Below are 21,491 nucleotides of genomic sequence, written 5' to 3'. Positions count from 1 at the left end.
AACTCAGCTCCGCCACGGACACCGCCGCACCGTTCTCGCCGGCGCGGGCGGAAGGCCGGCCGGAGACCGGGCCGCGCGCCGTGGTGGCGGGCGCGGGCGCGGTACGCGGCACGGCCGGCATCCGGCGGGTGAGGCGTGCCAGCTCGCGCTGGCCCAGGGCGAGCAGATCACCGAGGCCGAGACCGAGCGCACGGGCGGCAGCCGCGAGGACCTCGGACGAGGCCTCCTTACGGCCGCGCTCCAGCTCGGAGAGGTACGGCATCGAGATTCTGGCCGCGTCGGCCACATCCTTCAGTGTGCGCTCCTGCGCGAGACGTTCACGGCGCAGGACGTCTCCCACGACGTCCCGCCACAGGGGCTCTTTCGCCTCCGCCTGCGGGACCGGCGCAGCAGCGGCTGCAACCGGGCGCAGGGGAAGGACGCGGGCTTGGTTCGGTCCGTGGCTGCTCACCTCTTCAGCCTAGGAGCCCCGCGCCCGGCAGGCTGCCGGTGGCGTTCTGCCCTCGGCGAATTCCCCCGGAGAATTCCCCGGCGAATTCCAAGGTGCGGGGCACCGCCGCCGCTGTCAGACGACGGGCAGCCCGGTGTAGTTCTCGGCGAGCGAGGCCGATGCCGCGTCGGACGAGGTGACGTACCGCAGGTGCGAGAGCTGGAGCCGGCGGTCGAACCCGGTGGCGGCGGGGTCGGCGTGCAGCAGGCTGGTCATCGTGTACGAGAAGTGCTCGGCCCGCCAGACACGTCGCAGCGCGGTCTCGGAGTACGCGTCGAGCAGGGCCTCGTCCTGGTGGGTGTGCCACTGGGTCAGGGCCTGTGCGAGCAGGGCGACGTCGGCCACCGCGAGGTTGAGGCCCTTGGCGCCGGTGGGCGGAACGATGTGGGCCGCGTCGCCGGCCAGGAAGAGACGGCCGTGGCGCATGGGCTCTGCCACGAAGCTCCGCATCGGGGTGATGCCCTTCTCGGTGATCGGGCCGCGCGCGAGCTTCCAGCCGTCGTCGGTCGCGAAGCGGGCGTCGAGTTCGTCCCAGATCCGCTCGTCCGGCCAGTTGTCGGTGCTGTCCGTGGGCTCGACCTGGAGGTAGAGGCGGCTGACCTGCGGGGACCTCATGCTGTGCAGGGCGAAACCGCGCTCGTGGTGGGCGTAGATCAGCTCGTCGCAGGAGGGCGGTACGTCGGCCAGGATGCCGAGCCACGCGAAGGGGTAGGTGCGCTCCGAGACGGTGAGCAGTCCGTCCGGCACGGAGCGGCGCCCGATGCCGTGAAAGCCGTCGCACGCGACCACGACATCGCAGTCCAGCGTGTGTTCGGCCCCGCCGTGGCGGTAGCGGACGGAAGGGGCCGGGGTGTCGATCGCGTCGACGGAGAGCGCCTCGGCCTCGAAGAGCACGGCGCCGCCGGCCTGTTCGCGCAACGCGATCAGGTCCTTGACCACCTCGGTCTGCGCGTAGACCGTCACTGACCGCCCACCGGTGCCGGCGGCGAGGTCGATGCGGTGCGGCCGGCGGTCGAACCGGAGCTCCACACCCGTGTGACGGATGCCCTGGCGGTCCATCCGTTCTCCGGCCCCGGCGGCCCGCAGTACCTCGGCCGTGCCGTGTTCGAGGATGCCGGCGCGCTGGCGCTGTTCGACGTATTCCCGGGTGCGGAGTTCCAGGACGACGTTGTCGATGCCCTGGCGGTGGAGCAGATGGGACAGCAACAGGCCGGCCGGGCCGGCGCCGATGATGCCGACGCGTGTGCGCATGACGGACTCCTGGGGCGGAGAGGCGAACGGAGAGGGAGGTGAATGTGGCGGAAGGCCAAGGTGGGGAAGGGGAAGCGGTGACGTCAGTCGGTCCGGTCGAGCTCGGCCAGGACGCGCTGTGCGGTGGCGAAGGCCGCGTTGGCGGCGGGGACACCGCAGTAGACGGCGCTCTGGAGCAGGACCTCCTCGATCTCGTCGCGGGTGAGCCCGTTGCGTATCGCCGCGCCGACATGCAGGGCCAGCTCGTCCAGCTGGCCGTGGGCGACCAGCGCGGTGAGGGTGATGCAGCTGCGCGTGCGGCGGTCCAGGCCGGGGCGGGTCCAGATCTCGCCCCAGGCGTAGCGGGTGATGAGGTCCTGGAAGGCGGCGGTGAACGGCGTACTGCGTTCGGCGGCCCGGTCCACATGGGCTTCACCCAGCACGGCCCGGCGGACAGCCGTCCCCGCGGCGCGGCGCGAGTCGTCGTCGTACGGATGGTTGGCGAAGTGCGCCTGGAGCGCGGCGATTACGGGCTGCGGCTGCTCGACCGGAGCCAGGTGCGAGGCGCCGGGCAGTTCGAGCAGGGTCGCACCGGGGATGGAGTCGGCGAGTTCCCGGGCGTGGGCCGGGGGAGTGGCGGGGTCATCGCGTCCGCCGATCACCAGAGCGGATGCGCGGATACGGTGGAGTTCGCCCCGCAGGTCGTACGCGGCCAGCGCGTCGCAGCAGGCCGCGTACCCGGCCCGGTCGGTGGCGCACAGGTCTGCGACCGTACCGGCGGCGGCAGTTGACCCGGCGAAGGCGGGGGTGAACCAGCGGCCCGGCGCGCCCGGTGCGAGGGCAGCGGTCCCTTCGGCCCGGACCAGTGCGGCGCGCTCCCGCCAGCCGGCCGGGTCGCCGAAGCGGGCGGACGAGCAGACCATCGCGAGTGCGCCGACCCGTTCCGGGTGGTGCGCCGCGAGGTGCGCGCCGACGGCTCCGCCGAGCGAGATCCCCGCGTACCCGAAGCGGTCCCAGCCCTGGGCGTCGGCCAGCCGCAGTACGAGTGCGGCGAGTCCGGCGACGGTGGCGGAGCCGTCCTGCGGGAGCAGCCCGGCGGGCGATCCTCCGTGGCCGGGCAGATCGAAGCGGAGCACGCGGTGGGTACGGGACAGGGCGGCGGCCTGGGCCTCCCAGACGGATAGGGACGTGCCCAGGGACGGCCCGAGGATCAGCGGTGCGCCGTCGGCCGGACCGTCGAGCAGGTGGTGGGGAAGACGGTTCACGGCTGGGTCCTTCCGGCGGGCATGCGCCGCAGTGCGTGGTCGACCAGGGTGGCGGCCGAGCCGGGATACCCGGCGGGGTCGGTGAGTTCGCGGAGTTCGTCGTGGCTGAGCAGGCCCTGGAGAGCGGGCTCGTCCCGGAGTACGTCGGCCAGGCCGAGCGACTCGGCGGCAGCCCGGTGGGCGGCCCGGGTGAGCAGCTCCCTCGCCGGGCCGCGGCCGAGCAGGCGGCTCAGTTCGGCGGCGATCCGTTCGCTGACCACCAGGCCCTGCGTGAGCCCCAGATTCCCGGCCATCCGGTGGGTGAACACGGCTGGCCCTTCGCTGAGTTCAGCGGCCAGCCGGGCTGCCCCGCCGGTCAGCCGGAGCAGGTCGCGCAGCGGCTGCCACTCGGCGTGCCACGCACCGGCGGGCCGTTCGTCCTCGGCGGCCAGCGAGCCCAGCAGTACGGAGGCGAGGGCCGGCGCTCTGCGGGCCGCGGACGCGATCAGGGCGGCCCGGACGGGGTTGCTCTTGTGCGGCATCGCGGACGATCCGCCCCCGGCGTCCTCGGCCAGTTCGCCGATCTCGGTACGGGAGAGCACCAGCACGTCCGCGGCGAGCTTGCCGAGCGCACCCGCCGTGAAGGCGAGCGCCCCGCCCGTGTCGGCGACCGGAGTACGCAGGGTGTGCCAGGGCAGGACGGGCGCGGCCAGACCGAGTTCGGCGGCGAAGGCGGCGAGCAGCCGGGGGCCGCTGCCGGGCTCGCGGGCCAGGATCTCGAATGCCGCCAGGGTGCCGGCTGCGCCACCGAGCTGGGCCGGCGGCCGCAGGGCGGACAGCCGGTCCGCGGCGTCCAGCACGAGACTGCGCCAGCCCGCCGCCTTGAGCCCGAAGGTGGTGGGGACGGCGTGCTGGGTGAGGGTGCGCCCGGCCATCGGGGTCTCCCGGTGCTCTGAGGCCAGCCGCCCGAGAGCCCCGGCCGTCCGGTGCAGGTCCGCGATGATGCCCGGCAGACTGCGGGCCACGGCCAGCATGGCCGCGGTGTCGAGGATGTCCTGGCTGGTGGCGCCCCGGTGCACATACGGCGCGGACTCGCCGGACACGGCGGCGGTGAGGTCGGAGACGAGCGGGATGACCGGATTGCCGCCCCGGCGGGCGCGCAGCGCCAGGTCGCGTACGTCGAACCGCTCGGCCTGGGCGGCAGCCGAGATCTCGGCCGCGGCCCACGGCGGAACATGGCCGAGCGCCGACTGCGCCCGGGCCAGGGCCGCTTCGGCGTCCAGCATCCCCTGCAGAAGGGCGCGGTCGCCGGTGGCCGCCTCGACGGCCGACCCGGCCCGTACCGGGTCGAGCAGGCCCACATCGGCCGCCGCCCGCGCGCCCTCGTCCTCGTACGGGCGGGCCGCTTCGGTGGGGTGGTCAGCCGTGGGGTGCTCAGCCGTGGGGTGCTCAGCGGTGGGGTCGTCAGCGGAAGTCAAGGAAGACCGTCTCCTCGGCGCCCTGCAGGCGGATGTCGAAGCGGTAGGTGCGCGGCTCCGATTCGACGGCGACCAGGGTCCGCCGGCGGTCCGGGGCGAGCGAGGCGAGCAGCGGGTCGGAGTCGGCCGGCTCCCCCGGGAGGTAGACCCGGGTGTAGAGGTGGTGTAGCAGTCCGCGGGCGAAGACGCAGACGGACAGGTACGGCACGCCGCCGGGCGGCAGCGTACGCACCACCCACCGGCCGTCCGCGTCGGTGGCGACCCGGCCGAAGCCGGTGAACGTGAGGCCGTCGCGGCCGAGGTGGCCGCCGGTCACCGGGTCGCGCCGCATCGAGCCGGGTGCCCCGGTCCTTGAGCCGTCGGGTGCGGGCTGCCAGAACTCCAGTACCGCGTCGGGGACCGGCTCCCCGGCGCCGTCGAATACCCGGCCGTGGACGGTGATGGCGCCGGGGTGTCCGGCCGGGGCGATCTCGGGGCCGCCGGGGAAGGGCAGCGCGTAACCGTAGAAGGGGCCCACGGTCTGGGAGGGGGTGGGGAGTTCGGTCATCGGCCCTCCTCGGTCCAGGTGGCGGCGGGGCCGTCGAGGACGATGTCCCAGCGGTAGCCCAACGACCATTCGGGGCAGGACAGTTCGTGGTCGTACCGGGCGACCAGGCGCTCCCGGGCGTCGTCGTCGGTGACGGACTGGAGGATGGGGTCGTAGGCGAAGAGCGGGTCGCCGGGGAAGTACATCTGGGTGACCAGGCGCTGGGTGAAGGCCCGGCCGAAGAGTGAGAAGTGGATGTGCGCCGGGCGCCAGGCGTTGGCGTGGTTCCGCCAGGGGTAGGCGCCGGGTTTGACGGTGGTGAAGGAGTACCAGCCCTGGCTGGTCGTCAGGCAGCGGCCCACCCCGGTGAAGTGCGGGTCGAGCGGCGCCGGGTGCTGGTCGCCCTGGTGGGCGTAGCGGCCCGAGGCGTTGGCCTGCCATATCTCCACCAGCTGGCCGCACACCGGGCGGCCGGAACGGTCGAGGACGCGGCCGGTGACGGTGATCCGCTCACCCAGCGGCTCGCCGGTGTGCTGCCGTGTCAGGTCGGCGTCCAGCTGAGTGACGTCCGTGACGCCGAAGGCCGGACCCGACAGCTCCACCGCCTCCGGGTCCCGCACGGCGGTCAGGGGCTGCTGCGGGTGGCGCAGGACGGTGCTGCGGTAGGGCGCGTAGCCACGGGAGGGGTGGTGCCGGACGGTGCCGGCGCTGACGTACGCCTCGTACTCCTGGGTGATCTCGCGGGAGATGTCGGGCTGGGTGAGCGGCATGGGCGACGGCTGCCTTTCCGGTACCGGGGAGGGAGGGACGGCCGTCGGGCCCGGCCCGGCGGCGGTGCCCGTGCCGGCCATCAGCGGGTGGCCGTACGGTCGGACAGGAGGCGTACGGGCGCGGCCGTGCGGGCCAGGACCTCGTCGGGACTCACGCCGGGGGCCGTCTCGGCCAGGACGAGGCCGTCTCCTGTCACGTCGATGACGGCCAGATCGGTGATGATCCGGTCGACGCAGTGGCGGCCGGTCAGCGGCAGCGTGCACTCCTGGAGGATCTTCGGTGAGCCGTCCCTGGCCGTGTGCTCCATCAGGACGATGACCGTGCGGGCGCCGTGGACGAGGTCCATCGCACCGCCCATCCCCTTGATCATCTTCCCGGGAATGGCCCAGTTCGCGAGGTCTCCCGTGGCGGAGACCTGCATCGCGCCGAGGATCGCGGCGTCGATGTGGCCGCCGCGGATCATGCCGAAGGAGAGCGCGGAGTCGAAGAAACTCGCTCCGGGCAGCGCGGTGACGGTCTCCTTGCCCGCGTTGATGAGGTCGGGGTCGACCTCCTCGTCGGTCGGGTACGGGCCCACGCCCAGCAGCCCGTTCTCCGACTGGAGCACCACATCGACCCCGGCGGGGAGGAAGTTGGGCACCAGCGTCGGAAGGCCGATGCCGAGGTTGGCGTAGGAGCCGTCCCGGAGTTCACGCGCGGCGCGCGCCGCCATCTCGTTCCGTGTCCAGGCCATCAGCCGCGCACCGTCCCCTGTGCCGTCGTGGACGCCAGGAGCGTCCGTCGTTCTATGCCCTTGTCGGCCGCCTGCGCCGGGGTCAGCGCGACGACGCGCTGGACGAAGACCCCGGGCACATGGACCTCGTCGGGGTCGATCCCGCCCGGCTCGACCAGCTGCTCGACCTCGGCGATGGTGATCCGCCCGGCCATCGCGGCGAGCGGGTTGAAGTTGCGGGCCGCCTTGTTGAAGACGAGGTTGCCGTGCCGGTCGCCCCTGGCCGCGCGCACCAGGGCGAAGTCGGTGGTGATGGCGCGTTCCAGTACGTAGTCGCGGCCGTCGTAGGTACGCACTTCCTTCGGCGGGGAGGCCACCGCGACGCCGCCGTCGGGGGCGTACCGCCAGGGCAGTCCGCCGTCCGCGACCTGAGTGCCGACGCCCGCCGGGGTGTAGAAGGCCGGGATGCCGCAGCCGCCGGCGCGCAGCCGCTCGGCCAGGGTGCCCTGAGGGGTGAGTTCGAGCTCCAGCTCACCGCCGAGATAGCGGCGGGCGAACTCCTTGTTCCCGCCTACGTAGCTGCCGGTCACCCGGGCGATCCGCCCGGCCGCGAGCAGCGTGCCGAGCCCTCCGCCGTCCACGCCGCAGTTGTTGGAGACGACGCTGAGCCCGGTCGACCCTCTCGCGTACAGGGCCTGGATCAGCACATCGGGAACCCCGCTCAGGCCGAATCCGCCGACGGCGAGGGACGCGCCGTCCGGGATGTCCGCCACCGCCTCACCGGCGGTGGCTGCCAACTTGTCCATGCAAAGCCTCTGTTCGCCCACTGAACTTTCGTTCATAATTGCCTGAGCTTGAGTGTCCGTCGAGCTGTCGGCCCTGTCAACGCCTCCGGGTACGGTTTTCCCAGCGTCACCGGCCCGGTGGCCGCTCCAAGGAGGTAAGGCCCATGCCGCAGGCCATGCGGGAGTCCGCCGCGGCACTGGCCGCGCCCGGCGAGGTGCTCGGCCCGCTGGAACGCGGGCTGACCGTGCTGCGCGTGATGGCCGGCGACCCGGATTCCCGCCGGCGCGCCAGCGACCTGGCCCGCGCGACGGGCCTCGCGCGCTCCACCGTCGACCGGATCGCGATCACGCTGGCCCGGCTCGGCCACCTCCGCTCCGAGGGCCGTGATCTGCTGCTCGCCCCCCGGCTGATGGAGCTCGGCAACGCCTACCTGGCCTCCTGCGGCCTGCCCGACGCGCTGGAGCCGTACGCGGACGCCCTCGCCGACGAGCTGGACGAGTCCGTCTCGATCGCCGTACCCGACGGTGACGGGGTCCGCTTCATCACCCAGGCCACCCGCAGACGCGCCATGTCGCTCGCCTTCCGGATCGGCGATCTGCTGCCGGCCGAGCGCTGCGCGCCCGGTGCGCTCTTCGCCGGCGGGTGGGACGAGGCCGACCGCGGGCGCTGGCTGGCCCGCCGCCGGGAGGACCCGCTGGACACCGGGTTCCCGGCCGTTCCGCCCCGCGTCGAGCCGACCGCTCCGGAGCTGGTCGAGGCGGAGTTCGACGTGCGCGTCCGGGAGGCGGCCGGCCTCGGCTGGTCGCTGGACGACCAGTTCATCGAACCCGGTCTGGTCGCGGTCGCCCACGCCGTCCGCGATCCGGCCGGGACGGTGGTCTGCGCTCTCAGCGTCGTCAGCCACACCAGCCGCCACAGCGCGCGGTCGCTCCGCGAGTACGCCCTGCCGCGCCTGCGGCGGGCCGCGGCAGCCATGGAAGAGGCGCTGCGTACGCCGCCCCGCCCGGGACCGCCGCTCGCCGCCCCCGCGCCCGAAGCCGTGGACAGCGGGCTCAAGGCGGAACTGGGGCCGGAATTCCTCCAGTCGCTGGCCAGGGGGCTCACCGTCCTGCGCGCGCTCGGCTCGGCCCGGGGCGGACTGGGTCTGACCGCGGTCGCCGAGGCCGCAGGCCTCCCGCGCGCCAGCGCGCGCCGCGCACTGATCACCCTTCAGTACCTCGGCTATGTGCGTGCCGACGAGGGTGTCTTCACCCTTCTTCCGCGTGTGCTCGAACTCGGCTACGCCCGGCTGTCCCGCCTGTCCTTCGGCGAGATCGTCCGGCCCCACCTCGCCGAACTCACCCGTCAGGTCCGTGAGTCGGCGTCCATCGCGGTCCTCGACGGCGATGACATCCGTTATGTGGAGCGCGTCCCCACGGCCCGGATCATGAGCGTGGACATCACCGTGGGCACCCGGTTCGCCGCCTACGCGACCTCGATGGGCCGGGTCCTCCTCGCGGACCTGCCCGCACCGGAACAGGCTGCCCGGCTGGCGCGCATCAGGTTCGAGCCGCTCACCCGGCACACCGTGACGACGGCCGACGCCCTGGCGGGCATCCTCGAATCCGTCAGGTGTGACGGACATGCCCTGGTCGACGAGGAGCTGGAGGAGGGCCTGCGTTCGGCGGCGATGCCGCTGCGGGACCGCCTGGGGCGCACCGTCGCGGCCGTCAATGTCTCACAGCACGCAGGCCGCGCCACACGCCAGGAGTTCCTCGACACTGTGCTGCCGCCCCTGGCGGCGGCGGTCGCACGGATCGAGGCGGACCTGGCTGTCGCATCCGAACGGCAGCACATCTCCGTGAACTGAACTGCCCTGGTGCGGAAGGGCGTTCACCGCACCCGCCGACTGCCGGCGTGACTCCCTTGTTCTCTCCTGCCTGCCGGGAGTATGTTGCGTTGCGCTTGATACATACCCCCCGGGGGTAAGTACAGAAGAGGTGGACACAGGGGCCGCCCGATGTCTCGACGCGGACATCGGGCGGCCCCTCTCCGTATCGCAACCGCACCCCGCACCGCACCCCGCACCGCCCCCCGGCACCGCATCCGACACCACCTGGCAGGAGAACGGGAATGGACATACGGACACGCGCCGTGCACGTCGTGAACGAACCCTTCGGGGAAGGGAGTTGGCCGCTGAGTGTGCCCATCGTCCAGTCGTCGGCCTTCGGCTTCGGCTCGGCCGACGCGCTGGCGGACGCCATGGGAGGCCCGGACGGCCAGTACGTCTACACGCGGCGCGGCAACCCCACCGTCCGGGCGCTGGAGCGCACGGTCGCCGGGCTTGAGAGTGGCGCGGCCGCCATCGCCTTCGCGTCCGGGATGGGCGCGCTCAGCGGGATGCTGCTGTCCCTGCTGAAGCCCGGCGATCATGTTCTGGCCCAGCGCTGCCTGTACGGCGGGACCTACTCGGTGCTGTCCGATCTGGCCCGGCGGTTCGGGGTCGAGGTCGAGTATCTGCCCGGGGGTGACGCCGCTGACGTGGAGGCGCTGATGCGACCCAAGACGCGTCTGCTGCTTCTGGAGACGATCGCCAACCCGACCGGGCAGGTGCCGGACCTCCCCGTGCTCACGGCGGCCGCCCGCCGGCGCGGTGTCCTCAGCCTGGTGGACAACTCCCTCGCCTCGCCCGTGCTGTGCCGCCCGATCGAGCACGGGGCCGACATCGTCGTGCACTCGACCACCAAGTATCTGGCCGGTCACTCCGATGTCCTGGGCGGTGTCGCCGTCTTCGCGGACGAGGGGCTGCACCGCAGGGTGTGGGGGCGCACGGTCGAACTGGGCGCGACCGCGGACCCGTTCGCCGCCTGGCTGACACTCCGGGGGCTGGCGACGCTGCCGCTGCGGATGCGCCAGCACTGCTCCAACGCCGAGGTGATCGCCGAACGGCTCGCCCGGCACCCGGCCGTGCGGGCCGTGCACTGGCCGTGGCTTCCCGGAAACCCCTCGTACGCCACGGCCCGCACGGTCCTCTCCGGCGGGGGCGGCATGGTCACCTGCGAGCTGACAGGCGGCCGTGCGGCGGGCCGTGGCTTCATCGAGAGGGTGCGGCTGGCCCGGCTCGCCCTGTCCCTCGGAGGCGTCGAGACCCTGATCTCGCACCCTGCCTCCACCTCGCACCGCGAGCTCGACAGCCAGGCCCTGACGGCCGCGGGTGTGGGGGAGGGCACTGTGCGCATCTCTGTGGGCATCGAGCACGCCGAGGACCTCTGGGCGGACATCGAGCAGGCGCTCGACGCCTCCTGACGGTCCAACATTCAAGGATGGGTCGTTTATTTGGATTGACAAAATAAACGGCACGTTCGTATATTCGAAGCAGCTCGGAACCATCCACTCTCGGCTCAAGGGGGGCGCTCCATGCGCTACTTCGAGGACTTCCGTACCGGTGACGTCCACCATCTGGGCACGGTCACCGTCACCGAGGAGGAGGTGCTGGAGTTCGCCAGGCGCTTCGACCCGCAGCCGTTCCACACCGACACCGAGCTGGCCGAGCGGTCGCCCTTCGGGGGCCTCATCGCCAGCGGCTTCCACACCGCCGCGCTCTTCATGCGGCTGTACGTGGACGGCCTGCTCGCCGACAGCGCGGGCGCCGGATCACCGGGCATCGACAAGATCCGGTTCCACCGGCCCGTGCGCCCCGGCGACGTACTCACCGCGCGACTTGAGGTCCTCGCCTCGCGCCCCTCGCTCATGAGTCCTGCCACCGGCATCGTCGAGCCGCGATGCGAGCTGGTGGCGTCGGACGGGACGGTCGTGTTCAGCATGGTCCTGCACAGCATCTTCCGGCGGCGCTCTGCCGCGCCCCGTACGGCGTCCTCCGCGGCCCCCGCATCGCTGCCCGCGGCACAGGACCCGGTGGCCTGTGTGAAGGCCGGCTGAGCACGACCGTCCTCTCATCCCATCCAGTGAAGGGGGCCTTCCGTGGAGGCCGTATCCCGCACCGCCCAGTGGACCGCCGCAGCGCGCGCCCTGGAGACCGAACGCGACGACCGGCTGTTCGCCGATCCCTACGCGCGTACCGTTGCCGACGGCATCGGGTTCGAACTGCTGGAACGGTACGCGGGCGCAGGCACCGTGCCGTTCCTGGCCATCCGCACCACCTATCTGGACCGCGCCATCGGCCGGGCCGTCGAGGACCAGGGCATCCGCCAGGTCGTCTTCCTGGCCGCGGGCATGGACACCCGTTTCTACCGGCTCGGCTGGCCGGCCGGAGTCACCGTCTACGAACTCGACCGCCCCGCACTGCTCGCGGCGAAGGCGGACATGCTCGCCGGTGAGCCCGCACCGCCCGGCCGCGAACGGCGCACCGTCGCCGTCGACCTCACAAAGGACTGGACGGGCCCGCTGAAGGAGGCGGGCTGGCGGTCCGACGAGACCACACTCTGGGTCGTGGAAGGGCTGCTCTTCTTCCTGCCCGAGGAAGCGGTCCGGGCGCTGATCACCACCCTGTCCGCGCACAGCGCCCCCGGATCCGTCCTCCTGGGCGACGTCATCAGCCGGTCCGCGCTGAAGAACCCGCTCTCCCGCACCTTCCTCAAAGCCCTTGAGGAGGACGGCAACCCCTGGCTGTTCGGCACCGAGGAGCCCGAGCAGCTGCTCACCGACTGCGGCTGGTCGCCACGCGAGGTCAGGCAGCCCGGCGAGGAGGGCGCCGACTTCGGGCGCTGGCCGTACCCGGTGCCGGCGCGCGAGATGCCCCGCATACCCCGGTCCTTCCTGTTCACCTGCGACCTGTCGACCGGCGAGGAGAAGGCGGCATGACCGAGAACCCCGCTCCCGGCACCCGGGTCACGTCCGGCACTCCCGCCACCGACTTCCACCAGCGGATCATCGGTGACGCGGCCGCCGCCGTCCGCGGTCTCACGGTGGCCGTCGGCGAGCGGCTCGGCCTGTACCGGGCGCTCGCGGAGCACGGCCCGCTCACCCCCGCCCAGCTGGCCGGCCGCACCGGCACCAGCGAGCGGTACGTGGAGGAATGGCTGCACGCCCAGCTCAGCGCGGAGTACGTCGAACGGCACCCCTCCGCCGGGACGTACACCCTGCCCCCCGGCCACGCGCCGGTGCTCGCCGACCCCTCGGCCGTCACCTACGCGGCCGGGTTCTTCACGGCACTGAAGGCGCTCTACGCCACCGAAGACCTCCTGGTCGACGCGTACCGCACCGGGGACGGCGTCGGATGGGCCGAGCACGACCCGGCGCTCGACACCGGCATGGGCAGCTTCTTCGAGCCCACCTACCAGCACCGGCTGCTGCCGGACTGGCTCCCCGCCCTCCACGACGTGACCGGCAAACTCACCGCGGGCGGCCGGATCGCCGACGTGGGCTGCGGGGTCGGGCACACCACGCTCCTCATCGCCAAGGCCTACCCCGAGGCGACCGTCCACGGCTTCGACTACTCGGAAGAAGCCATCACCATCGCCCGCCAGCTCGCCGACGACGCGGGCCTGTCCGAGCGTGTGATCTTCGAGACGGCGTCCGCCGACGACTACCCCGGCTCCGGCTACGACCTGGTGACCTTCTTCAACTGCCTGCACGACATGGGGGATCCGGTCGCAGCGGCCCAGCACGTCCACAAGTCCCTCGACGCCGACGGCACCTGGATGCTGGTCGAATCCAATGTGTCGCCCGCGGACGTCGACTCCGGTACCCCGGCCGCCCGGATGTTCATGGCGCTGTCCGCGGTCATGTGCCTGCCGGTCGCCGTCGCCCAGCGCGGCCCGCACGCCCTCGGCAACCACTCCGGAGAGCGGGCGTTCCGCGCCATCGCCGAAGAGGCCGGATTCACCCGCTGGCGCCGGGCCGCCGAGACGCCCGTCAACGCCGTCTACGAGGTCAGGCCCTGACGCCCGGACCCACCCCGCGCACGACCCCGGTCCGTGCGCCACCCACGTACGCAACAGGAGATGCCCATGGCCACAACAGCCCTGCCCGTGACCGACCGCTTCCTCGAAGTCCTGGGGCGGCTCAGCGAGAAGTCCATCGAGGACTACTACAACCCCTACCAGCAGTTCCAGTGGCCCGACCGGCTTGAGGAGGACTGCCTGTGGATGAGTCCCGAGCTGCTCACCCCGTACGGCACCCCCCACTTCGACGAGCTGGACGAGAAGACACTGCACCGGCTGGCCAAGTGGGAGTCCATCAACTTCTACAGCCTCAATGTGCACGGCATCCGTGAACTGCTCATCGAGGTCGTCGGCCGCATCCACATGCCCGGCTTCGAGGTCCCGTCGGACTTCTTCCACCACTTCATCGGTGAGGAGAACGAACACATGTGGTTCTTCGCCGAGTTCTGCCGGAGGTACGGCAACAAGATCTACGGCTCCACGCCGATGCGCGCGGACTCCGTGTGGGAGCCCGAGGTCGAGAACTTCCTCGTCTTCGCCCGCATCCTCTTCTTCGAGGAACTGGTCGACCACTACAACAGCCGGATGGCGCAGGACACCGCGCTCTGCGACACCATCCGCGAGGTCAACCGCATCCACCACCAGGACGAGTCCCGCCACATCGCCTTCGGCCGGGAACTGGTCTCGCTGCTGCACCTGCGGATGCGTGAGGCGGTCGGCCCGGAGCGGCTCGCCGAGGTGGAGGCGTATCTGAAGCGCTATGTCGTCTTCAGCCTCAACTCCCTCTACAACCCGCATGTCTACCGCGACGCGGGGATCGCCGACCCGCTGGCCCTGCGTACCGCGCTCATCGAGGACGAGCGCCGGCGCCCCCACGAGCGCAAGGCCATCCGCAAGCCGCTCGCCTTCTTCCTGAAGACCGGGATCTTCTCCGACGAGACCCTGCCGGTCGTCTGAACCGAGAGGTGGATCTTCACCGTGTCCCGAACCACCGCCACACACACCACCGCCACGCACACCACCGCCACGCAGGCCACGGCCACCCGCACGGCCGCGTCCCGTACCACCGCGTCCGGCGTCACCGTGCCCCGCCCCGCTCCAGCAGCCCCGCAAGGGCTCCCCGCACTCGGCCCCGAAGGCACCGCGCTGCTCCGGCTGCTCGACGACACCTTCGAGTCCTGGGGGACCGACGCCGGCGCACGGGCCATGACCATGGCACCACTGCTCCCCGCCGCCGACCTGGCACGTCTGGACTACTACGAGAACTTCCCGCACCAGGCGGTGCTGGCCGCACCCCTCGACCTGGACCGCCGCGACGAGGCGCCGTTCTGCACCGAATCCGGCTCCTTTCCGTGCGACGCCCTCCAGCCGGCCGGACTCGGGCTGCCATCGGCCTCCTGCTATGCGGTGTATCTCCACCACGAAGGACAGCAGGTGCCCGATGACACCCTGGTGACCGTCGTCGGCTGGTGCTTCCGCAAGGAGGAGCACTACGAGGGTCTGCGCCGCCAACTCGGCTTCCGGATGAGGGAGATCGTGGCCATCGGCAGCCAGGAGCACGCCGAGAACCATCTCCGCGGGTTCACCGAGCGGGTGACGGCCTTCGCCGAGGCGCTCGACCTGCCACTGCGGAGGGAAGCGGCCTGCGACCCGTTCTTCGACAAGGGCGGCTCCAAGGCGCTCCTGCAACGGCTGTCGCCGGTCAAGCACGAATTCCTCTACGAGGACCTGGCGATCGCCTCGGTCAACACCCACCGCAACTTCTTCGGCGACCGCTGCTCCATCAGCCTCGCGGACGGCGGCCCCGCCTTCACCAGCTGCGTCGCCTTCGGCCTCGAACGCTGGCTCTCGGCGCTCACACGGCGCCATGGGAACTGGGCGGCCGCCACCGACGCCGTACGCACCGCCGTGGCACGACTGGCGCCGGCCGGGCCGGTGACCTGACGTGCCGGCCCGCCCCACTGTCGCAGCGGGCGGCCTGGGCGGGGCGAATCTCGGCATGGACATCGTGTCCGTCAACCGCGTCCGCCGCCTCATGGCCGACCACGGCGAAGCCTTCTTCGGCCGGATGCTCGACGCCCGCGAACTGGCGGACTGCCGGACATCGACCGGACTGGACATCCTGAGCCTCTGCGGCCGTATCGCGGCCAAGGAGGCGGCCTTCAAGACACTCCGCGTCCAGAACCGGTTCCTGCCGTGGCTCGACATCGTCGTGCGGCGGTCGGACGGCGGCTGGCCCCTCGTCGAACTCCGCCGTTCCGCAGCCGACATGGCCGCCGCCTCCGGCATCTGCGAGATCACCGTGAGCATCAGCCACGACGTCGACTACGCCGTCGCGGTGGCAGCGCCGATCCTCGGTGACCCACCTGTCGCACCGCAGCCGTGACAGGGCCACCGGCCCGCACATCGTCACGCACACATCGTCATGCCCACAGACACAGTTAGGAGCACAGCCATGAGCGAGGGCCTGCAGCAGGTCAAGGACTGGATCCTCAAGCGCCACGAGGACCGGGCCGACATCGCACCCGACCTGGACCTCATCGAGAACCGTCTCATCGACTCGCTGTCGTTCGTCGAGTTCGTCTTCCTGCTGGAGCAGCTGAGCGGCCGTCCGATCGAGATGGAGACGCTTGAGGTCGACGCCATCCGCACGCTCGACGCCATCGCGGACAACTTCTTCCGCGCGGAGGTGAAGTGACGTGAGCCGACGGCTCTTCACCTCCGAATCCGTCACCGAGGGACACCCGGACAAGATCGCCGACCGGATCAGCGACACGATCCTCGACGCGCTCCTGGCCCAGGACCCGGCATCCCGCGTGGCCGTCGAGACGCTGATCACCACAGGGCAGGTCCATATCGCGGGCGAGGTGACCACCGCCGCCTATGTACCCATAGCCGAACTCGTCCGCAAGGCCGTACTCGACATCGGCTACGACTCCTCGGCCAAGGGCTTCGACGGTGCCTCCTGCGGGGTGTCCGTGTCGATCGGTGCCCAGTCACCCGACATCGCGCAGGGCGTCGACACCGCCGACAAGGACGGTGAGGCGCTGGACCAGCAGGGCGCCGGGGACCAGGGGCTGATGTTCGGCTACGCGTGTACCGACACTGCCGAGCTGATGCCCCTGCCCATCCACCTGGCCCACCGGCTCTCCCGCCGGCTGAGCGAGGTACGCAAGGACGGGACCGTCCCGTATCTGCGCCCCGACGGCAAGACCCAGGTCACCATCGAGTACGAGGGGGACCGGCCGGTCCGGCTGGACACCGTCGTCGTCTCCACCCAGCACGCGGCCGACATCAGCCTGGCTGGGCTGCTCGCCCCGGACATCCGCGAACACGTGGTGGAGGCCGAACTCAAGGCGCTCGCGGAGCAGGGCGTCAGCCTCGAAAGCGACGGATACCGGCTGCTGGTGAACCCGACCGGCCGTTTTGAGATCGGTGGCCCGATGGGTGACGCGGGTCTGACCGGTCGCAAGATCATCATCGATACGTACGGGGGGATGGCCCGGCACGGCGGTGGCGCGTTCTCGGGGAAGGACCCGTCGAAGGTGGACCGTTCGGCGGCGTACGCGATGCGCTGGGTGGCCAAGAACGTCGTCGCGGCCGGTCTGGCGGAGCGCTGCGAGGTGCAGGTCGCGTACGCCATCGGCAAGGCCGAACCAGTCGGCCTGTTCGTCGAGACCTTCGGCACCGAGACCGTACCCGTGTCCCGTATCGAGAACGCCATCGACCAGGTCTTCGATCTGCGCCCCGCCGCGATCATCCGCGACCTCGACCTGCTGCGTCCCATCTACGCCCGGACCGCCGCGTACGGCCACTTCGGCCGCGAGCTGCCGGACTTCACCTGGGAGCGCACCGACCGGGTGGCCGCCCTGCGTCTGGCAGCGGAGGACTGACTGAGATGGGTATTGCTGTCACAGGTTCCATCGCCACCGACCATCTGATGACGTTCCCCGGGAGGTTCACCGACCAGCTCCTGGCCGACCGGCTCGACCGGGTGTCCTTGTCGTTCCTCGTGGACCAGCTGGAGATACGGCGAGGGGGAGTGGCAGCAAACATCTCCTTCGGGCTCGGACTGCTCGGACTGCGCCCCGTACTGATCGGCGCGGTGGGAAGCGACTTCGAGCCGTACCGTGTCTGGCTCAAGCAGCACGGGGTCGACACGGACTCCGTCCGGGTCAGCACGGAACTGCACACGGCCAGATTCCTCTGTACGAAGGACCGGGCGCAGAACCAGATCGCCACTTTCTACGCCGGCGCGATGGCGGAAGCCAGGGAAATCGACCTGGGTTCGGTCATCCGCCGGACCGGCCGGCTGAGCCTCGTCATGATCTCCCCGGACGACCCGGAGGCCATGACGAGGCACACCAGAGCCTGCCGAAAGCTGGGGATCCCTTTCGCCGCCGACCCCTCGCAGCAACTGGCAAGGCTCGACGGGCCCGAGGCCCTGGAACTGATCAGCGGCGCGCGCTGGCTCTTCACCAACGAGTACGAGGCAGCGCTCCTCCAGGAACGGACCGGTCTCACCCAGCAGCAGATCCTCAACAAGGTCGGCTGCTGGGTCACCACACACGGCGCTCAGGGCGTCCGCCTTGAGCGCACCGGTCACGACCCGCTGGCCGTCCCCGCTGTCGAGGTGCCCGGCGCCGTCGATCCCACAGGAGTCGGCGACGGCTTCCGCGCGGGCTTCCTCGCCGGCCTGGCATGGGGAGTCCCCGAGCAGCACGCCGCCCAGCTCGGCTGTGCGGTGGCGGCGACCGTGCTCGACTACGTGGGAACACAGGAGTACCGCCTGTACCGCGACTCCCTCGTCTCCCGGCTCAGGATGTCCTACGGCCCTGAATGCGTGGCCCATCTGACAGCACACCTGCGGGAGTTGACGTGAGGGACACGAGGGGTCTGCGCGAAGCGCTCACCGGGCAGGTGGTGATCGCGGACGGAGCCATGGGAACCATGATTCAGGCCCAGGACCCCACGCTGGATGACTTCCTGCAGCTGGAGGGCTGCAACGAGGTACTCAATATCACCCGTCCCGACATCGTCCGCTCGGTGCACGAGGAGTACTTCGCTGTCGGCGTCGACTGTGTGGAGACGAACACCTTCGGTGCGAATCTGGCCGCGCTGGGGGAGTACGACATCCCCGACCGCGTCCACGAGCTGTCCGAGGCAGGGGCCCGCATCGCACGGGAGACCGCTGATGCGTATGCGGCCCGCGACGGGCGGCCGCGGTGGGTGCTGGGTTCTATGGGTCCGGGTACGAAACTGCCGACGCTGGGGCATGTGCGGTACGGCGCCCTGCGGGACGCGTACGAGCAGAACGCCGAAGGCCTGATACGCGGCGGGGCGGACGCCTTGCTCGTGGAGACGTCGCAGGACCTGCTCCAGGCGAAGGCCGCCGTGATCGGTGCACGGCGTGCGCTGGAGGCGACGGGTGCCGATCTTCCCGTGATCTGCTCGGTCACGGTGGAGGCCACCGGCACGATGCTGCTCGGCTCGGAGATCGGCGCCGCGCTGACCGCGCTGGAGCCCCTGGGTATCGACCTGATCGGCCTGAACTGTGCGACGGGTCCGGCGGAGATGAGCGAGCACCTGCGCTATCTGGCGCGCCACTCCCGCATCCCGCTGTCCTGTATGCCGAACGCGGGGCTTCCGGTGCTCGGCAAGGACGGCGCGCACTATCCGCTCAGGCCGGAGCAACTGGCCGAAGCACAGGCGACGTTCGTCGGAGAGTACGGGTTGTCGCTGATCGGCGGCTGTTGCGGTACGACACCGGAGCATCTGCGTCAGGTGGTGGAGCGAGTACGTGGCACCCAGCCCACCGCTCGTGAGCCGCGTCCTGAGCCGGGTGCCGCGTCGCTGTATCAGACGGTGCCGTTCCGTCAGGACACGGCGTATATGGCGATCGGTGAGCGGACGAATGCCAACGGCAGTAAGAAGTTCCGTGAGGCGATGCTGGAGGCGCGTTGGGACGACTGTGTGGAGATGGCGCGCGATCAGATCCGTGAGGGCGCGCACATGCTGGATCTGTGTGTCGACTATGTGGGCCGTGATGGTGTGGCCGACATGAGCGAGCTGGCGGGCCGTTTCGCGACCGCCTCGACGTTGCCGATTGTGCTGGACTCCACGGAACTGCCTGTGCTGCGGGCGGGTTTGGAGAAGCTGGGCGGTCGGGCGGTCCTGAACTCGGTGAATTACGAGGACGGTGACGGGCCGGAGTCCCGTTTCGCGAAGGTGACCGCGCTGGCGGTCGAGCACGGTGCCGCGCTGATCGCGCTGACGATCGATGAGGAGGGTCAGGCGCGCACGGTCGAGCACAAGGTCGCTGTCGCGGAGCGGCTGATCGAGGACCTGACCGGTAATTGGGGGGTGCGCGAGTCGGACATTCTCATCGACACGCTGACCTTCACGATCTGCACGGGTCAGGAGGAGTCGAGGGGCGACGGCGTCGCCACCATCGAGGCCATCCGTGAGCTGAAGCGCCGGCATCCGGATGTTCAGACCACGCTGGGTCTGTCGAATATTTCCTTCGGTCTCAACCCGGCTGCCCGGGTGGTGCTGAACTCGGTGTTCCTGGATGAGTGTGTGAAGGCGGGGCTGGATTCGGCGATCGTGCATGCGTCGAAGATCCTGCCGATCGCCCGCCTGGAGGAGGAGCAGGTCAAGGTCGCCCTCGACCTGATCTACGACCGGCGGGCTGAGGGCTATGACCCGTTGCAGAAGCTCATGGAGCTTTTCGAGGGCGTCAACATGAAGTCCATGAAGCAGGGCAGGGCCGAGGAGCTCATGGCTCTCCCGCTGGACGAGCGGTTGCAGCGCAGGATCATCGACGGGGAGAAGAACGGTCTGGAGGCCGACCTGGATGAGGCGTTGCAGGCCCGGCCGGCTCTGGAGATCGTCAATGACACCTTGCTGGAGGGTATGAAGGTTGTCGGTGAGCTTTTCGGGTCGGGGCAGATGCAGTTGCCGTTCGTGCTCCAGTCGGCTGAGGTGATGAAGAGTGCGGTGGCTCATCTGGAGCCGCACATGGAGAAGACCGATGATGACGGCAAGGGCACGATCGTTCTGGCCACCGTCCGTGGTGACGTGCATGACATCGGTAAGAATCTCGTCGACATCATTCTGACGAACAATGGCTACAACGTCGTCAACCTCGGTATCAAGCAGCCTGTCTCGGCGATCCTGGAAGCGGCGGAGGAGCACAAGGCGGACGTCATCGGGATGTCCGGTCTCCTGGTGAAGTCGACTGTGATCATGAAGGAGAACCTCCAGGAGCTCAACCAGCGCAAGATGGCTGCCGATTTCCCCGTCATCCTCGGCGGCGCGGCCCTGACCAGGGCGTATGTCGAGCAGGATCTTCACGAGATCTACGAGGGCGAGGTCCGCTATGCGCGGGATGCTTTCGAGGGTCTGCGGTTGATGGATGCGCTGATCGGGGTCAAGCGGGGTGTGCCGGGTGTGGTGCTGCCCGAGCTCAAGCAGCGGCGGGTGCCGAAGCGGGATACGGCTGCTGTTCTGGAGGTGGAGGAGGCGCAGGGGCCTGTCCGCTCGGATGTGGCCACCGACAATCCGGTCCCGGAGCCGCCGTTCTGGGGTACCCGTGTCGTCAAGGGGATCCAGCTCAAGGAGTATGCGTCCTGGCTGGACGAGGGCGCGCTGTTCAAGGGGCAGTGGGGTCTGAAGGAGGCCCGTAAGGGTGAGGGTCCCACGTATGAGGAGCTGGTGGAGGCCGAGGGGCGGCCGCATCTGCGGGGGTGGCTGGATCAGCTGCACACCAAGAACATGCTCGAAGCGGCAGTGGTCTACGGCTACTTCCCCTGTGTCTCCAAGGGCGACGACCTGATCCTCCTGAACGAGGACGGCAGTGAGCGGACCCGTTTCTCCTTCCCGCGTCAGCGCCGTGGCCGCAGGCTCTGTCTGGCGGATTTCTTCCGCCCCGAGGAGTCCGGCGAGACCGATGTGATCGGTCTCCAGGTGGTCACGGTCGGCTCGCGGATCGGTGAGGCCACCGCCGAGCTGTTCGAGGCCAACTCCTACCGCGACTACCTCGAACTCCACGGCCTCTCCGTCCAGTTGGCCGAAGCCCTCGCCGAGTACTGGCACGCACGAGTCCGCTCCGAACTCGGCATCGAAGCGGGCGACCCGGACTCGCTGGATGCCGTGCTCCGTACCGAGTACCAGGGCTGTCGCTACTCGCTCGGGTACCCGGCGTGTCCGGATCTGAAGGACCGGGCGAAGATCGCCGAACTGCTCCAGCCCGAGCGGATCGGGGTACACCTCTCCGAGGAGTTCCAGCTGCACCCCGAGCAGTCCACCGACGCGATCGTGATCCACCACCCCGAAGCCACGTACTTCAACGCTGGGGGCCGTCGATGACG

The 21,491-nt window shown here is 70.5% G+C and carries 19 protein-coding genes and 1 pseudogene; 12 read left to right on the top strand and 8 right to left on the bottom strand.

Going from position 1 to position 21,491, the window contains the following annotated elements; genetic code table 11:
- Positions 1-139: 139 nt before the first annotated feature.
- From OG385_RS37335 to OG385_RS00065, 8 genes and pseudogenes are all read right to left on the bottom strand, one after another.
- Positions 140-451, bottom strand: a pseudogene (locus OG385_RS37335) (helix-turn-helix domain-containing protein); the annotation flags it as partial.
- A gap of 114 nt (positions 452-565) precedes the next feature.
- Positions 566-1,741, bottom strand: coding sequence for a 4-hydroxybenzoate 3-monooxygenase (locus OG385_RS00095; RefSeq protein WP_266850616.1), 1,176 nt, complete (start codon positions 1,739-1,741; stop codon positions 566-568).
- An 83-nt stretch (positions 1,742-1,824) separates the two neighbouring features.
- Positions 1,825-2,985, bottom strand: coding sequence for a 4-carboxymuconolactone decarboxylase (gene pcaC, locus OG385_RS00090; RefSeq protein ID WP_266850614.1), 1,161 nt, complete (start codon positions 2,983-2,985; stop codon positions 1,825-1,827).
- Positions 2,982-4,325, bottom strand: a complete 1,344-nt coding sequence (gene pcaB, locus OG385_RS00085; protein ID WP_266860509.1) for a 3-carboxy-cis,cis-muconate cycloisomerase — start codon at positions 4,323-4,325, stop codon at positions 2,982-2,984. Before pcaB ends, pcaC begins: the two co-directional genes overlap by 4 nt.
- Positions 4,326-4,428: 103 nt before the next feature.
- Positions 4,429-4,989: a protocatechuate 3,4-dioxygenase subunit alpha gene (gene pcaG, locus OG385_RS00080; protein WP_266850612.1), complete on the bottom strand. Its 561-nt coding sequence runs from the start codon at positions 4,987-4,989 to the stop codon at positions 4,429-4,431.
- Positions 4,986-5,738 carry a protocatechuate 3,4-dioxygenase subunit beta gene (pcaH, locus tag OG385_RS00075; protein WP_266850610.1) on the bottom strand — a complete coding sequence of 251 codons (753 nt, stop codon included), beginning with the start codon at positions 5,736-5,738 and terminating at the stop codon, positions 4,986-4,988. Before pcaH ends, pcaG begins: the two co-directional genes overlap by 4 nt.
- Positions 5,739-5,818: 80 nt before the next feature.
- Positions 5,819-6,472: a CoA transferase subunit B gene (locus OG385_RS00070; RefSeq protein ID WP_266850609.1), complete on the bottom strand. Its 654-nt coding sequence runs from the start codon at positions 6,470-6,472 to the stop codon at positions 5,819-5,821.
- The gene (locus tag OG385_RS00065; RefSeq protein ID WP_266850607.1) at positions 6,472-7,257 is read right to left on the bottom strand and encodes a CoA transferase subunit A; all 786 of its coding nucleotides are present in this window, start codon (positions 7,255-7,257) and stop codon (positions 6,472-6,474) included. The genes OG385_RS00070 and OG385_RS00065 overlap by 1 nt, the downstream gene beginning before the upstream one ends.
- Before the next feature lie 143 nt (positions 7,258-7,400).
- Between OG385_RS00065 and OG385_RS00060 the strand changes: the two genes are divergently transcribed.
- The 12 genes from OG385_RS00060 to metH all read left to right on the top strand — a co-directional run bounded on the left by OG385_RS00060 (position 7,401) and on the right by metH (position 21,489).
- Positions 7,401-9,086, top strand: coding sequence for an IclR family transcriptional regulator C-terminal domain-containing protein (locus OG385_RS00060; RefSeq protein ID WP_266850605.1), 1,686 nt, complete (start codon positions 7,401-7,403; stop codon positions 9,084-9,086).
- A 263-nt stretch (positions 9,087-9,349) separates the two neighbouring features.
- On the top strand, positions 9,350-10,522 hold the full coding sequence (locus OG385_RS00055; protein WP_266850603.1) for a PLP-dependent aspartate aminotransferase family protein: 1,173 nt from the start codon (positions 9,350-9,352) through the stop codon (positions 10,520-10,522).
- A 111-nt stretch (positions 10,523-10,633) separates the two neighbouring features.
- Positions 10,634-11,155, top strand: coding sequence for a MaoC family dehydratase (locus OG385_RS00050; protein ID WP_266850601.1), 522 nt, complete (start codon positions 10,634-10,636; stop codon positions 11,153-11,155).
- Between the two features lie 42 nt (positions 11,156-11,197).
- A complete protein-coding gene (locus OG385_RS00045; protein ID WP_266850599.1) occupies positions 11,198-12,037 on the top strand; it encodes an SAM-dependent methyltransferase in 840 nt (279 codons plus the stop codon).
- Positions 12,034-13,119, top strand: coding sequence for a class I SAM-dependent methyltransferase (locus tag OG385_RS00040; protein WP_266850597.1), 1,086 nt, complete (start codon positions 12,034-12,036; stop codon positions 13,117-13,119). Before OG385_RS00045 ends, OG385_RS00040 begins: the two co-directional genes overlap by 4 nt.
- A gap of 66 nt (positions 13,120-13,185) precedes the next feature.
- Complete coding sequence (locus tag OG385_RS00035) at positions 13,186-14,076, top strand: diiron oxygenase (protein ID WP_266850596.1); 891 nt, start codon at positions 13,186-13,188, stop codon at positions 14,074-14,076.
- Positions 14,077-14,097: 21 nt separating this feature from the next.
- Positions 14,098-15,063, top strand: a complete 966-nt coding sequence (locus OG385_RS00030; RefSeq protein WP_266850594.1) for a hypothetical protein — start codon at positions 14,098-14,100, stop codon at positions 15,061-15,063.
- 1 nt (position 15,064) lies between these two features.
- Complete coding sequence (locus tag OG385_RS00025; RefSeq protein ID WP_266850592.1) at positions 15,065-15,505, top strand: holo-ACP synthase; 441 nt, start codon at positions 15,065-15,067, stop codon at positions 15,503-15,505.
- A 69-nt stretch (positions 15,506-15,574) separates the two neighbouring features.
- The gene (locus OG385_RS00020; protein ID WP_266850590.1) at positions 15,575-15,817 is read left to right on the top strand and encodes an acyl carrier protein; all 243 of its coding nucleotides are present in this window, start codon (positions 15,575-15,577) and stop codon (positions 15,815-15,817) included.
- 1 nt (position 15,818) lies between these two features.
- The gene (metK, locus tag OG385_RS00015) at positions 15,819-17,012 is read left to right on the top strand and encodes a methionine adenosyltransferase (protein ID WP_266850588.1); all 1,194 of its coding nucleotides are present in this window, start codon (positions 15,819-15,821) and stop codon (positions 17,010-17,012) included.
- 5 nt (positions 17,013-17,017) lie between these two features.
- Positions 17,018-18,001 (top strand): carbohydrate kinase family protein, encoded by a 984-nt coding sequence (locus OG385_RS00010; RefSeq protein WP_266850586.1) that lies wholly within the window; start codon positions 17,018-17,020, stop codon positions 17,999-18,001.
- Positions 17,998-21,489, top strand: coding sequence for a methionine synthase (gene metH, locus OG385_RS00005; protein ID WP_266850584.1), 3,492 nt, complete (start codon positions 17,998-18,000; stop codon positions 21,487-21,489). Before OG385_RS00010 ends, metH begins: the two co-directional genes overlap by 4 nt.
- Positions 21,490-21,491: the final 2 nt, after the last annotated feature.

Origin of the sequence: Streptomyces sp. NBC_01306, from assembly GCF_026340465.1 — a bacterium.
Classification (GTDB): domain Bacteria; phylum Actinomycetota; class Actinomycetes; order Streptomycetales; family Streptomycetaceae; genus Streptomyces.
Note: the sequence above shows the minus strand (reverse complement) of the source record. Positions and strands in the feature narration are given on the sequence as shown.

Coding starts and splice junctions, on each gene's coding strand:
- pcaH (WP_266850610.1), bottom strand. CDS start 5,738: ATGCCGCTCACCCAGCCCGACATCTCCCGCGAGATCACCCAGGAGTAC.
- OG385_RS00095 (WP_266850616.1), bottom strand. CDS start 1,741: ATGCGCACACGCGTCGGCATCATCGGCGCCGGCCCGGCCGGCCTGTTG.
- OG385_RS00055 (WP_266850603.1), top strand. CDS start 9,350: ATGGACATACGGACACGCGCCGTGCACGTCGTGAACGAACCCTTCGGG.
- OG385_RS00070 (WP_266850609.1), bottom strand. CDS start 6,472: ATGGCCTGGACACGGAACGAGATGGCGGCGCGCGCCGCGCGTGAACTC.
- OG385_RS00065 (WP_266850607.1), bottom strand. CDS start 7,257: ATGGACAAGTTGGCAGCCACCGCCGGTGAGGCGGTGGCGGACATCCCG.
- OG385_RS00060 (WP_266850605.1), top strand. CDS start 7,401: ATGCCGCAGGCCATGCGGGAGTCCGCCGCGGCACTGGCCGCGCCCGGC.
- OG385_RS00035 (WP_266850596.1), top strand. CDS start 13,186: ATGGCCACAACAGCCCTGCCCGTGACCGACCGCTTCCTCGAAGTCCTG.
- OG385_RS00040 (WP_266850597.1), top strand. CDS start 12,034: ATGACCGAGAACCCCGCTCCCGGCACCCGGGTCACGTCCGGCACTCCC.
- OG385_RS00010 (WP_266850586.1), top strand. CDS start 17,018: ATGGGTATTGCTGTCACAGGTTCCATCGCCACCGACCATCTGATGACG.
- pcaG (WP_266850612.1), bottom strand. CDS start 4,989: ATGACCGAACTCCCCACCCCCTCCCAGACCGTGGGCCCCTTCTACGGT.
- OG385_RS00050 (WP_266850601.1), top strand. CDS start 10,634: ATGCGCTACTTCGAGGACTTCCGTACCGGTGACGTCCACCATCTGGGC.
- OG385_RS00020 (WP_266850590.1), top strand. CDS start 15,575: ATGAGCGAGGGCCTGCAGCAGGTCAAGGACTGGATCCTCAAGCGCCAC.